14 protein-coding genes are annotated in these 13026 nt (G+C 45.9%); all 14 read left to right on the plus strand.

Annotated features, from left to right (window positions below; translation table 11 throughout):
* The 14 genes from hslV (at position 1) to MKY97_RS11010 (ending at position 13022) form a co-directional block, all read left to right on the plus strand.
* The gene (gene hslV / locus MKY97_RS10945) at positions 1 to 543 is read left to right on the plus strand and encodes an ATP-dependent protease subunit HslV (RefSeq protein ID WP_111269998.1); all 543 of its coding nucleotides are present in this window, start codon (positions 1 to 3) and stop codon (positions 541 to 543) included.
* Between the two features lie 114 nt (positions 544 to 657).
* Positions 658 to 2064 (plus strand): ATP-dependent protease ATPase subunit HslU, encoded by a 1407-nt coding sequence (hslU, locus tag MKY97_RS10950; protein ID WP_342555455.1) that lies wholly within the window; start codon positions 658 to 660, stop codon positions 2062 to 2064.
* Positions 2065 to 3065: 1001 nt separating this feature from the next.
* Positions 3066 to 3473, plus strand: a complete 408-nt coding sequence (gene flgB, locus MKY97_RS10955; protein WP_342555456.1) for a flagellar basal body rod protein FlgB — start codon at positions 3066 to 3068, stop codon at positions 3471 to 3473.
* Between the two features lie 5 nt (positions 3474 to 3478).
* Positions 3479 to 3931: a flagellar basal body rod protein FlgC gene (gene flgC / locus MKY97_RS10960; RefSeq protein WP_342555457.1), complete on the plus strand. Its 453-nt coding sequence runs from the start codon at positions 3479 to 3481 to the stop codon at positions 3929 to 3931.
* A 54-nt stretch (positions 3932 to 3985) separates the two neighbouring features.
* The gene (gene fliE / locus MKY97_RS10965; RefSeq protein ID WP_342555458.1) at positions 3986 to 4297 is read left to right on the plus strand and encodes a flagellar hook-basal body complex protein FliE; all 312 of its coding nucleotides are present in this window, start codon (positions 3986 to 3988) and stop codon (positions 4295 to 4297) included.
* Between the two features lie 131 nt (positions 4298 to 4428).
* Positions 4429 to 6015, plus strand: a complete 1587-nt coding sequence (gene fliF / locus MKY97_RS10970; RefSeq protein ID WP_342555459.1) for a flagellar basal-body MS-ring/collar protein FliF — start codon at positions 4429 to 4431, stop codon at positions 6013 to 6015.
* Between the two features lie 11 nt (positions 6016 to 6026).
* Complete coding sequence (gene fliG, locus MKY97_RS10975; RefSeq protein ID WP_342555460.1) at positions 6027 to 7043, plus strand: flagellar motor switch protein FliG; 1017 nt, start codon at positions 6027 to 6029, stop codon at positions 7041 to 7043.
* Entirely contained in the window at positions 7036 to 7893 is an 858-nt protein-coding gene (locus MKY97_RS10980) for a FliH/SctL family protein (protein ID WP_342555461.1), read from the plus strand. Before fliG ends, MKY97_RS10980 begins: the two co-directional genes overlap by 8 nt.
* The gene (gene fliI / locus MKY97_RS10985) at positions 7880 to 9199 is read left to right on the plus strand and encodes a flagellar protein export ATPase FliI (protein ID WP_342555462.1); all 1320 of its coding nucleotides are present in this window, start codon (positions 7880 to 7882) and stop codon (positions 9197 to 9199) included. The genes MKY97_RS10980 and fliI overlap by 14 nt, the downstream gene beginning before the upstream one ends.
* An 11-nt stretch (positions 9200 to 9210) precedes the next feature.
* Positions 9211 to 9663: a flagellar export protein FliJ gene (gene fliJ / locus MKY97_RS10990; protein WP_342555463.1), complete on the plus strand. Its 453-nt coding sequence runs from the start codon at positions 9211 to 9213 to the stop codon at positions 9661 to 9663.
* Between the two features lie 43 nt (positions 9664 to 9706).
* A complete protein-coding gene (locus MKY97_RS10995; protein ID WP_342555464.1) occupies positions 9707 to 10645 on the plus strand; it encodes a kinesin in 939 nt (312 codons plus the stop codon).
* Between the two features lie 37 nt (positions 10646 to 10682).
* Positions 10683 to 12056 carry a flagellar hook-length control protein FliK gene (locus MKY97_RS11000; RefSeq protein ID WP_342555465.1) on the plus strand — a complete coding sequence of 458 codons (1374 nt, stop codon included), beginning with the start codon at positions 10683 to 10685 and terminating at the stop codon, positions 12054 to 12056.
* Between the two features lie 19 nt (positions 12057 to 12075).
* Entirely contained in the window at positions 12076 to 12642 is a 567-nt protein-coding gene (locus MKY97_RS11005) for a flagellar hook capping FlgD N-terminal domain-containing protein (protein WP_342555466.1), read from the plus strand.
* On the plus strand, positions 12639 to 13022 hold the full coding sequence (locus tag MKY97_RS11010; protein WP_342555467.1) for a TIGR02530 family flagellar biosynthesis protein: 384 nt from the start codon (positions 12639 to 12641) through the stop codon (positions 13020 to 13022). The genes MKY97_RS11005 and MKY97_RS11010 overlap by 4 nt, the downstream gene beginning before the upstream one ends.
* The last annotated feature ends 4 nt before the right edge of the window (positions 13023 to 13026 follow it).

The raw sequence follows: 13026 nt of genomic DNA on the forward strand, positions 1-13026 counted from the left end.
ATGGATATGTCATTTCATGCTACAACGATCTGTGCTGTTCGTCATAATGGCAAGGCAGCTATTGCTGGTGATGGTCAGGTAACGATGGGACAGAGCGTTGTAATGAAGAATACAGCCAAAAAAGTAAGACGTTTGTATCGTGGACAGGTTGTTGCCGGATTTGCAGGTTCTGTAGCTGATGCGATCACACTGTTTGAAAAATTCGAAGGTAAGCTGGAAGAGCATCATGGCAATTTGCAGCGGGCTGCGGTAGAGCTGGCCAAAGACTGGCGGCAGGACCGCATTTTGCGCAAACTCGAGGCTCTTCTCATTGTAATGGATAAAACGGGCATGCTTCTTATTTCAGGCGGCGGGGAAATTATTGAGCCCGATGATGATATTATTGCCATCGGTTCAGGTGGTAATTTTGCCTTGTCTGCTGCGCGGGCACTGAAACGCCACGCTGTACAAATGGAAGCTAAAGACATCGCGCGCGAATCTCTTCAAGTTGCCTCGGAGCTGTGTGTATATACAAATAGTAATATTATCGTGGAAGAGTTGTAATCACAAGGAAATCTCCCGTAAAGGGGCATGATGCTGCATCTGCTCCGGTTTACGTTATGGAGATTCTTTGTTCTTGTGTGAACAGACACCAACATACGTGCAGGAGGGAAGCATATGAATACTCAAGCCTTAACACCAAGACAGATTGTTGCGGAACTGGATAAGTATATCGTAGGTCAGAAACAAGCGAAAAAATCAGTAGCAGTTGCTCTTCGGAATCGTTATCGACGCAGTCTTTTGCCAGAACATACACAGGATGATATTGTACCTAAAAACATATTGATGATTGGACCTACGGGTGTCGGTAAAACGGAAATCGCCCGTCGTCTTGCCAAACTGGTAGGGGCTCCATTTGTCAAAGTGGAAGCAACGAAGTTTACCGAAGTCGGATATGTCGGACGTGATGTCGAATCCATGGTTCGTGATTTGATTGAAACATCCCTGCGTATGGTCAAACTGGAGCGCACAGAAAAAGTGAAGGATAAGGCGGAAGAAGCGGCGAATGAACGGATTGTACATATTCTGGCTCCTTCTCAGTCCAAATCCAAAAACCAGCGTAATCCGTTTGAAATGATCTTTGGCAACAACGGCAGTGGAAATGCCGCCCAGGAACAGGAGGAGCCTGAACCGGACACAGGTGTGATGGAGCGTCGCCGCAAAATCCGATTTGATCTGCTCTCAGGCAAGCTGGAGGAAGACATCATTGAGATTGATGTAGAGGATCATACGCCTAACATGATGGATATGTTTGCGGGTCAAGGCAATGATCAAATGGGCATGAACATGCAGGAGATGTTTGGCAGTCTGCTGCCGCGCCGCACAAAGAAACGTAAACTGGCAATTAAGGAAGCGCGTAAAGTGCTTACCCAGGAAGAAGCGGGTAAATTGATTGATATGGATGATGTAACTCAGGAATCCATACGGCGTGCAGAGCAAACAGGCATTATTTTTATTGATGAGATTGACAAGGTCGCCAGTCAAGGCCGTGGAAGCGGTCCGGATGTGTCGCGTGAGGGCGTTCAGCGTGACATTCTACCCATTGTGGAAGGTTCCACGGTTATGACTAAGTACGGCCCCGTTAAAACGGATTATATTTTGTTTATGGCGGCAGGGGCGTTCCATGTGGCCAAACCTTCGGATCTGATTCCAGAGCTTCAGGGACGCTTCCCGATTCGTGTTGAGTTAAACAGCCTCAGCCTGGATGAGTTTGTATCGATCTTGACAGAACCGCAGAATGCACTGACGAAGCAGTATGTCGATCTGCTGCGTACCGAGAATATCGAGATCGAATTCTCGGATGAAGCCATTCGGGAGATCGCCAAGTTGGCTGAGTCGGTTAACCAGAATACAGAAAATATTGGGGCCCGCAGGCTGCATACCATTCTGGAGAAGCTTTTGGAAGACTTGTCTTTTGAAGCACCTGAACTTACGCTGGAGCATATGATCATTACACCGGAGTACGTACGTGAGAAGTTAAACGATATTGCAACAGATCGTGATTTAAGCCAGTATATTCTTTAAACTGCAGATTATTGTGTTCAATACGAGCTGCGGTATCATCTACAGTAGTTACTAGCAGCAAAACGAAGGGTATGGACTGAAGAACAGTGAGCATCTATCAAACATGATTCTGTATTAACCTGCAGATCATGCTGTGTTAGATGCTGTGTTTTTCGGTACAGCCCTTTTATTTTTATAGTGGTATAACAGTTTCTTGTGAATAGACCGATAAAGAGGGGAGATGCAAATTAGACCGGAAAATAGGACTTGTGCCGCATAAACATCGTTATAAAGGGTAGCGGATTAGTGGGTATTCCCATTTTATCCATCCATCTATTTCCATTAAAAGAATTTTAATTATTTAAATCTTAATCTTCATTCAATATAGAGATTGGAAAAACTTGCGCATTTGCGCAAAATGCTGTTTGGTGGAATTGGAAGCGGAGATCAATTGTTTTAGACAGCGAAATGAGTATTCATCTGTGTAATTGTTAAGAAAGTGTTGAGAAATAAATTTTAGAATCTGTCTTTTCCTGTACATAAAATGGCGAGATAAACAGAAATGACTTCGAGTAATTACAGCTGATTGATGGCTTGAAACCTTAATGTGACGGTAAAAAATGCTAAAGTTAACAACCGATATTGCTTTTACAACAGTGTGAAATTGAATCAATTAATAATGAAACGCAGACTGTAAAAATGAGTTTTATTTTAAGAATGTGTAAGGGTGCACTGCAGCAATATTAACACATTTTTGATTTGGGACTGAATATTTACGAAAAAAATCAAAATTTGCAGAAAATACACAAAAAGCTCTCTCTTTCAGAAAAGATAGGGCTTTTTTCTTATTGTAATATATCCCAAACTCGAAGAAACTTATGTTATACGACAACATCAGAGTTAATTCTACTTAAGTCCTAGAAAACCGTGTAAAGACGAATGTTTTTGTCGAAAAAACATTATCATTTTCGCGTGAAAAGATTCAATCTTTTTCCATAAATACTAAAGAGAGGAGGGATATTGTGAATCTTTTGAATGATATCAGCTTTAAAAGATTACAAGGTGCACTCGATGCGTCGAACATCAGACAACGAACGATAGCGGACAACATTGCGAATGCCGATACCCCGTATTTTAAGCGCTCGGACGTTTCTTTCGAAGAAATGTTACAGGGACAGATGAACGGTGATCAGCCTGTTCTTAAAGGCAAAGTAACGGATCCAAGGCATTTTGTCATAGGTCCTTCCTCTTCTGTACCGACACCAGTAGTTAATATGGACCAGTCCACTTCCATGAATAACAACCAGAATAATGTGGACATCGATAGAGAGATGAGCCTTCTGGCGGATAATCAATTGCGTTACAGTGCTTATATCCAGCAAGTGAACGAACAGATCAAAATGATGCGAGTTGGCGTAGAAGGGAGATAACAGCGTTGAATATTAGCAGCAGTTTTGGAATCAGTGCTTCGGCTCTAACTGCGCAGCGTTTGAGGATGGACGTGATTTCTTCCAACATTGCCAATGCAGAGACTACACGCGCGAGCATGTCAAACGGGGTTGCAGTTCCGTACAAAAGGAAAATGGTGGTGCTTGAACCGAACAAAACGTCCTTTGGTACGATGCTGCAGAACCAGATGCGGGGCGGTGGCTCAGGTGATGGTGTCAGAGTAACCGAAATTCGAGAGGATCAGTCACCACTCAAACCGGTCTATGATCCAACACACCCTGATGCGAACGCAGAAGGTTATGTGTTTATGCCTAATGTGGATATTGCAAAAGAGATGGTCGATATGATCTCCGCTTCGCGTTCCTATGAGGCTAACGTAACTGCACTGAATTCAACCAAAGCCATGATTTCTAAAGCATTGGAGATTGGAAGAGCTTAAACTGCAGCATCCTTCGACAAATAAACAAAACGGGAGATAAGGGGAGGGACATTCATGATTCAGAACAATATGTTCAGCACACAAGGAGTGCAGCCGCTGCAGATGAAGAGCACTGCCGAAAATAAACCATCTACACCAGCCGAAAGCATTCAGAGCTTCGGTACATACTTACAAAATGCTTTGGGGTCTGTCGCCGCACAGGAGACCCAAGCACATGAAATGTCAAATCAATTTTTGGTAGGCAAAGCGAATGTAGATCAGGTGATGATCGCTTCGGAACAAGCTCTGCTGGGTCTGCAGCTTACCACTCAAGTGCGAAACAAAGTGGTTGAGGCTTATCAGGAGATTATGCGTACGCAGTTGTAAAGGATCGTTTGCGCAGACAGCAGCGCTGATCATAATGACAAGCAGCTGCGAAGCTGCTCTTGACACAGGCCAATGGAACGCTAACGCTTGTGCAAGGACGGACTAAGCAAAGTTTCGGATGGGGTGACAGAGTGAATGAGAGAATTGCCCAGTACAGGGATAAGGCATCACAGTACTGGAATAGCTTTAGCAAGAAGCAGAAAACATTATTTATTTCTACCTTCCTATTTCTGATTTTGGCCGCAGTGGTTCTCACCATGCAGTTATCCAAAACGGAATATGAGGTTGCGTTCACTGACTTAAATGCAAGTGATTCGGCTGGTGTAATCAATTATCTGAACTCTTCCAATATTCCATACAAACTGAGCGCGGACGGAAAAAGTATTTCTGTGCCCAGTACGGATGTTGCACTGACCAAAGTAAATATCGGTTCACAAGGTATCATTCAAAATGGTTCACTTGGTTATAAAGCATTTGAGAGTTCATCATCTCCGATCGGTATGACAGACAAAGAGTTTGATGTGAAATATAACAATGCTTTAAATGGAGAAGTTGAGAAACTGCTTCAGCGTATGCAGGGCATCCAGGATGCCAAAGTCCTTGTTAACATGCCTAAAGATAATATCTTTGCCGGTCTGGAAGAGCAGGATAAAGCCTCAGCTTCCGTCGCACTGCAGTTCAAACCGGGGTATCATCCGAATCAGGCGGCTGTAGACGGATACTTTAACTTAGTTAAAACAGCTGTTCCAAATCTTCCGATCGAGAATATTACCATCACGAATACGGATGAAGCTGAACTCATTCCGACGGCTCGCGGTGGCAGTGGCGGCTTGTCATCTGAAGTGCAGGAAAACATGGCTCTACAGAAAAAGTTCGAGAGTGATGTAAGAAACAACGTAAAGCAGTTCCTTTCCAACATCGTAGGCGAGGATAAAGTTAACGTACTTGTTGCTTCCAAACTAAACTTTGATAAAGTGACCAGTAAAGAAAATCTCGTTACACCTGTTGATCAAGAGAACATGAAGGGAATCGAAATCAGTGTGCAGCAGATTCAGAAGAGTTACACCGGCGGGGGAAGCCCAACAGGTGGTGTTGCAGGAACCGGCCAACAGGACGTTCCAGGTTATCCGTCTTCGGATTCCAACAGCAATGCAAACTCAGAAGAATCATCAAGCACAATTAACTATGAAGTGAATCGGATTGCCAAAGATATCATTTCAAGCCCATATACTGTAAAAGACTTAACCATCAATGTGGCTGTTGAACCACCTGCAGGACAAACGGAACTGCAGCAGCCGGTTAAAGATGCGATTGAAAATATTCTGGTTAACATCGTTCGAGCTTCATTGGCAGATTCAGGCACTACAATAACTGACGCAGACCTGACAAAGAAAGTTTCAGTTATGTCACAAGGTTTTGCGACAGCTGCAGATACGAACACAGGCTTCCAGCTAACACCTGCAATGATGTGGGGTGGCGGTGCTTTGATAGCAGTACTGATCGCTGCGGTCGTTATTTTGTTAGTACGTCGTCGTCGTAAACAAAATGAATTTGAAGAAGAGGAAGATATTCCGCTTCCAGTAGCAACAGAGTTCCCGTCCATAACACTGGACAGTGTGACGAACGAAAGTCAGGTGCGCAAACAATTGGAGAGTTTGGCTAAGAAAAAGCCGGACGAATTCGTCAATCTGCTGCGTACGTGGCTGGCTGACGAATAGAGGTGAACACATTGGCAAAAGCAGGCAGTGCAGGATTGACTGGCAGACAAAAAGCAGCAATATTGTTGATTACACTAGGTCCGGAAGTGTCTGCTCAAATCTTCAAACATCTGCGTGACGAGGAAATTGAGCAGCTCACGTTGGAAATTGCCAACGTGCGCAAGGTTGATGCATCCGAAAAAGACATGATTATGTCCGAGTTTCATCAGATTTGTTTGGCACAGGAGTACATCTCTCAAGGGGGGATTACCTACGCCAAAGAAATTTTGGAGAAAGCACTCGGTTCCACCAAAGCGCTTGAAGTTATCAATCGTTTGACAGCTACGCTCCAGGTCAGACCTTTCGATTTTGCCCGTAAAGCAGATCCGAATCAGATTTTGAACTTTATTCAGAACGAAAGCCCGCAAACGATCGCGCTCGTACTATCTTATCTGCAATTCGAGCAGGCCGCGGCTATTTTGTCTTCCCTCCCGCAGGAAAAGCAGGCAGATGTGGCTCGCAGAGTTGCGGTAATGGACAGCACTTCACCAGAAGTCATTTCACAGGTAGAGCGAGTGCTGGAGCAGAAATTGTCATCTACCGTGACCCAGGATTATACGAATGCAGGCGGCATCGAATCCATCGTTCAGATATTGAATGGTGTCGACCGAGGGACGGAGCGTACGATTCTGGATTCCCTCGAGATTCAGGACCCGGAACTTGCAGAAGAAATCAAAAAACGGATGTTTGTTTTCGAAGATATTGTCAATGTGGACGATCGTTCCATTCAACGTATTATCCGGGATATCGACAATGCCGACCTGCAGCTGGCACTCAAAGTGGCGAGCGAAGAAGTGCGTGAAGCTGTATTCCGTAATATGTCGAAACGGATGTCTGAAACATTCAAAGAAGAGATGGAATTCATGGGCCCTGTGCGGCTTCGTGATGTGGAGGAAGCTCAGACACGTATCGTAGGTACGATCCGCAGACTGGAAGAGTCCGGTGAGATCATTATCGCACGTGGTGGAGGAGATGATATCATTGTCTAATTTGATTAAATCTTTCCAGTATGTCCCGGTTGAAGATCATAAAAAGCTCGAGAATCATCATCATTATGCGGGTGAAGAAGAGACGGGGATGCATGGGGATGGCGAGGCCATCTCCGAAGCAGAAGTACTTCGGGCACGTGTGGATGAAGAGACGGAACGTCTCACTGCTGAAATGCTGGAAGATGCCAAGGAGTTTGCGGAAAAGCAGGTGCGCGAAGCTTCGGAAGAAGCGGAACGAATGCTTCAGGAGGCCCGAGAACAGATTGATCGCTGGTGGCAGGAGCAGCGAGAGCAGGATGAACATCTGACAGAAGCTCTCCGTGCCCAAGGTTTTCAACAAGGGTTCGAAGAAGGACAAGCACAAGCTGAACTGGATCTCCAGGTGAGGATCGAAGAGATGATGAAAGAAGCGCAATTAGTGCTTCAGGAAGCGTATACTGCCAAAGACCAGATTATTCAGGAAGCAGAGCCTTTTCTTGTTGATCTTGCGTGCGGTATTGCAGAGAAAGTTATAGATAAACAGCTTACTGTAGAGCCTGAACATACACTGGAACTGATCCGTCAGAGCTTGTCCAGGAAAAGAGAACAAGGCCAGATCACACTCTGTGTCGCGCCGGAACAGTTTTCATTTGTACAAGCTGCTAGGGAAGAACTGGCGCTTTCCATTGATTCGCAAGCAGATCTGCAAATTTTGCCAGATGCTACGGTTAAAGATAAAGGCTGTGTTATCCGTTCTTCATTTGGAAGTGTGGATGCAAGAATTGATACGCAGCTCGCCGAGATTAAAAAAGAACTGATCCGCATAGCACTTGAGGATGAGGAGCGAAGAAATCAACATGAAGGTTCTTAGTTCACAGCGTTATATGGAACATCTGCGGCAGTTTGACCCTGTGCGTATAAACGGCAAAGTGACGCAGGTCATCGGTTTGATGGTGGAGTCAGAGGGACCTGATGCCAGTATCGGCGATGTATGTTACATCTATCCGGGCAAATCTGCCAAGCCCCTGCAGGCTGAAGTCGTAGGGTTTCGAGATAACAAAGTGCTGCTTATGCCGCTGGGAGAACTTCAATCCATCGGTCCTGGGTGCGACGTAGTGGGAACAGGCAAACCGTTAGGTGTTCAGGTCGGGTCAGAGCTGCTGGGGAAAGTACTCGATGGACTGGGGCAGCCGCTTGACGGTTCACTGCTGCCATCCAGAATGCCGACGTATTCTACTTCTAACACACCTGTAAATCCGATGGACAGACCGCGTGTGCTTGAAACGATGAGCGTTGGTGTAAGAGCGATCGACGGTTTACTCACAGTAGGAAAAGGACAGCGGGTCGGCATATTTGCTGGTTCAGGTGTTGGTAAAAGTACGTTAATGGGCATGATTGCTCGCAATACCGCAGCGGATGTGAATGTGATCGCTCTGGTGGGTGAACGTGGACGCGAGGTTCGTGACTTTATCGAGCGAGATTTAGGCCCGGAAGGATTGGAACGATCTGTAGTCATCGTGGCAACATCAGATCAGCCCGCCTTGATTCGAATCAAGGGAGCGGTTATTGCAACGACGATTGCGGAGTATTTCCGTGACCGGGGCATGAACGTCATGTTAATGATGGATTCCGTTACTCGTTACGCTATGGCTCAGAGGGAAGTGGGTTTGGCTGTAGGTGAACCACCGGCGATGAGAGGTTATACACCTTCTGTTTTTGCAAGCCTGCCGAAACTGCTTGAGCGTGCGGGGACTGGTCCCACAGGGTCCATTACAGCCTTTTACACTGTACTGGTTGATGGAGACGACATGAACGAGCCGATTGCAGACGCAGTCAGGGGGATCTTGGACGGTCACATTGTGCTGAATCGCGCCATAGCTAATAAGGGCCATTTCCCTGCGATCGATGTGCTTGCAAGTATCAGCCGTGTGATGAAGGACATCGCTCCTGAAGAGCAGATTGATGCGGTTAACAATATGAAACGGTTGATGGCGGTGTACAAAGAATCGGAAGATTTGATCAATATCGGTGCTTACCAGCGAGGATCAAACGCAGCCATCGATGAAGCGATGGATCAGATTGACCATATCTGGAATTTTACAAAGCAAAAAGTGGATGAAAAAGTGACGCTAAGTGAAGTGCAGGAGCGTTTGATTCTTGAATTCGCAAGGAGATGAATGGGTAAACGATGAAATTTCGATATCATTTCCAGAAGGTTGTTGACCTGAAAAGCAATGAGAAGACACAGGCAGAATGGATGTTATCTACAGCCATTGGCAAACTTCAGACAGAAGAAGAACATCTGCTGCAGTTGATTAATGATCGAAATAATCTGATGGATATTATCCAATCTGCCACGGAGAACTGTGCTTCCGTATCCAGTTTGCAGGAAATGCAGCGATATGCTTATCACCTTGACGAGTGCATATCGCGTAAGAACAGTGATGTCAAGCATGCTCGGGTCAATGTGCAGCGGAATCAGAGCTTTTTAAATGGCAAAGTCATTGATGAAAAAGTGTGGCTTGGAGCGAGAGATAAGGCCAAAATCAGATTTCAACAGGAGATGCTCCTCCGGGAACAGAATGATCTGGACGAGATGGCTACTGTACGCTTCGCTGCCAAAGCCGGACGAGCGAATTGATGTGAGCCGGGCGCGAAGTTGTCTCGTGAAGGAGGAATGAACGGTGGCTGTAAAAGACACTGATATCGAAAAAGAATCCGGGAGCGGATGGGAAAAGTTTCTCATGATTTCAATCCCGATCGTATTTACCGTAGTGCTGCTTGGTGTACTGCTTACACTGTTTAACGTGGATATTCGGAATAATGCTCTCGAACTTGCCAATAAAATCCCTTTTGTCAAGAACTGGGTGCCTGAACCGGTTCTGGACCCTGAGAAGGAGAAACTGAAAAACTCCGAGAAGCAGGTAGAGAGCGCTGAAGCAACGATTGAAAAGCTGAAATCTCAAGTTACAGCTAAAGAAACAGAGCTCAAAGCAGCCAAAGAAGCTGCAGCTGCAGAGACGCAGAAAACAGCTGATTTGCAGAAGAAATTGGATGAAGCCAAACAAACAGCTGAAACCGCTGCAGCTGCACAACCTGAAAGCGAAAGTGACTATCAGAAGCAGATTAAAAGTTTGGCTAAGATGTATGCGGATATGAGTCCGAGTAAAGCTGCACCGATTTTGCAAAATATGACGAATGAAGAAATGGTGCTCATGTTAAATGCGATGCAGTCGACTGCCCGGACGAAAGTGCTGGAGAAGATGGACCCCAAGACGGCAGCGGATGTAACCATGTTAATGAAGGATGCGAAACCTTCAGGCGATCTTGCCCTGGATGCGCTCCAATCCAGATTAAAGAAGGAAACAGCAGCAGCTTCAACGACTACAGGAACGAACAGCAAGAATTTGGATAAAACCCAGTTGAGTCAGACTTTTGCCTCTATGTCTGCATCCAGCGGTGCTAAATTGCTGCTCGAAACGTATAAAATAAGTCCGGATAAAACACTGACTATACTGAATTCAGTAAATGATGCCACTCGTTCACAACTTCTTGAGAATATGTCGAAGGAAGACTCGGTTGAAACAGCCAAAGTTTTGAATCGGCTGATGGGCAATAAGTAAGGATACGGACGTGAATGCATAGAGGGGAGGTGAAAAAATGTCACTCGTATATCAAATGAACTCTACAGCTCCGGCTAAAACTTCCGGTTCAGCTTCGTCATCTGGATCACAATCAAGCGGTCCCGTTACGGAAACAGGTGGTGAGTTTCTGCAGACACTGGCACAGTCCATGGCTGGAGGAACTGGTGAAGGTGAGACAGCGAATAGTACAGCAGCCAAATCCGCTTCTCCGTTTATGTTTACATTTGCTTCAGAACAAGAAGGAGAAAACACATCTTTAACTGACACGTTAACCTCACTCTTTGCTGATGGTGATGCGTTGGGTTTAAGTGATAAGCTGAAAAAGCTGTTCGGTGATCTTGATGCTCTGGATGAAGCTTTGGAAAATGATCCATCACTGCTTGCAGGTCTCCAAACGTTGATCCAGCAAGTGTATGCTTTGTTGGGTAAAGGGGCTGACAGCAATCAGCAAGCATCTGCAGGCGAAACTGTTTCCAATTCGGATGATACCGTTAACGCTGCTTCTGCCGCTGATTTGTCTCAACATCCTGCTGCAATTCGTTTTGTTCTACAGGATGTGTTGACTCAATTGGCAGCGAAAGTTCAACATCCGAATCGTGCTGTAGTGGAGCTTGCACCTGAATTCAAACAGCTGCTTCAGGACCTTCAAACTCAGCTGCAAAAAGCTGGAGTTGAAACGGAAGACAAGAAAGGCTGGTCTGAACTGAAATCGATACTGGATACGATCTCTGTCATGAAGGACCAGACTGTTCTAGTAGAAGCCAAAGCAGGGCCGAATACAGCTAAAGCGGATGCAGCGCCAGTTTCCAGTGCAGATGTAGAGATTCAACAAGGCGGAATTGTAACTGCAGGAGAACTTTCCTTACGAAGCTCGGGCACAACCGCAGGCAAACCGGCCCAGCCTGTGATGCAGGCCTCGCTTTTTGCTAAGGAAATGACGCAATTTGTGGTGGATAAACTCGATATCGTGCAGCAGAAAGGGTTCTCCGAGGCAACAATCTCACTTCGTCCTGAACATTTGGGGAAATTGGATGTGCAGATTACGTTACAAAACGGGCAGTTGGTCGCCAGGTTCATGACAGAACATGTCATGGCGAAAGACATGCTTGAACAGCAGATGATGCAGCTGCGTTCCTCGCTGCAGTCTCAAGGCATTCAGGTAGAACGTCTGGAAGTAACTCAGAACAGCTCGCTAGGGTCCGAGATGTATCAGGATGGCGGTCGTCAGCAAGGTAATCAATCGCAGCAGCAGAGGCGTTCACGTGAGCGGGGAGAACATACGGATGAAGCCGTAACCGCAGCCGGACTTCAGGAAGAGCTGCGCAGCTGGCGCAGTGAACAAGTAGAAGGCGGCGAAATGCAGCGCGATTCATTCAGTGCAGAGGCTTAAAGAGGAATGAGGTGAATATATGGCAAACGAAATTGTTTCTACTAATAATGTTTGGCCAAACTACTCGGCTGCGAATAAAGCGACAACCAGCGCTGCAACCAAAGAGCTTGGTAAGGATCAGTTTCTCAAAATCTTGATCACCCAGCTGCAGAATCAGGACCCGATGCAGCCAATGGAAGATAAAGAATTTATTGCTCAGATGGCTCAATTCAGTTCAGTGGAGCAGCTGGTAAACATTTCTTCACAGCTTAAAACATTGAATCAGTCACTTGGGGCCGTATCAGGCATGATTGGCATGGAGATCAGTTGGCTCTCTTCTGATAAAGCAGACAGTGGTGCACTTCGTCAAGGTATTGTTGACTCTATTGTTGTGCGCGACGGTGTGCAGTACGCGAAAGTAGGCAAGGACGAAATCAAGCTGGATGAAATTATTCAAGTGAACCGTGCGAAGCAGGATGAAGAAGAGAAAACGCCTGTGCAGGATGTGCAAAACGTACAGGATGGTGCTGCGGGTTCTAATGTAAGCGAGCCATCGGATGTAAAAGACGAGGCAAGTGAGTCTGAAGATCGTGAGCAGACGGTATGAGTGATCGTATAACGGTTGGACAATTGTATACTGGACCCGTTACTCCAAATATGCTTCGCAAACCCCAACAGGGAGAAGTCTCCAGTGCCCCCGCTAAACCTTTTGCGCAGGTGCTTGAAGATAATCTTTTGAAACTCAGCAACCATGCGGCCAAGCGACTGGAACAGCGTGGGATTGAGTTGAAAACAGAGCAGATGAAGCAGATTGGTTCGGCACTCGATAAAGCTGCCGCCAAGGGAGCTAAAGAGTCTCTGATTTTGATGCAGGATATGGCCTTTATCGTTAATGTTAAAAATCGCACTGTTGTTACTGCGATGGATAGCGAAAGTATGAAAGACAATGTCTTCACTCAGATCGATAGTGCTGTCATTATTTCTTAGCCGG

It is taken from the genome of Paenibacillus sp. FSL R7-0652, from assembly GCF_038595045.1.
In the GTDB taxonomy this organism is placed as follows: Bacteria; Bacillota; Bacilli; order Paenibacillales; family Paenibacillaceae; genus Paenibacillus.

Coding starts and splice junctions, on each gene's coding strand:
- MKY97_RS11005 (WP_342555466.1), top strand. CDS start 12,076: ATGGCAAACGAAATTGTTTCTACTAATAATGTTTGGCCAAACTACTCG.
- hslU (WP_342555455.1), top strand. CDS start 658: ATGAATACTCAAGCCTTAACACCAAGACAGATTGTTGCGGAACTGGAT.
- hslV (WP_111269998.1), top strand. CDS start 1: ATGGATATGTCATTTCATGCTACAACGATCTGTGCTGTTCGTCATAAT.
- fliE (WP_342555458.1), top strand. CDS start 3,986: ATGATTCAGAACAATATGTTCAGCACACAAGGAGTGCAGCCGCTGCAG.
- fliI (WP_342555462.1), top strand. CDS start 7,880: ATGAAGGTTCTTAGTTCACAGCGTTATATGGAACATCTGCGGCAGTTT.
- fliJ (WP_342555463.1), top strand. CDS start 9,211: ATGAAATTTCGATATCATTTCCAGAAGGTTGTTGACCTGAAAAGCAAT.
- MKY97_RS11000 (WP_342555465.1), top strand. CDS start 10,683: ATGTCACTCGTATATCAAATGAACTCTACAGCTCCGGCTAAAACTTCC.
- MKY97_RS11010 (WP_342555467.1), top strand. CDS start 12,639: ATGAGTGATCGTATAACGGTTGGACAATTGTATACTGGACCCGTTACT.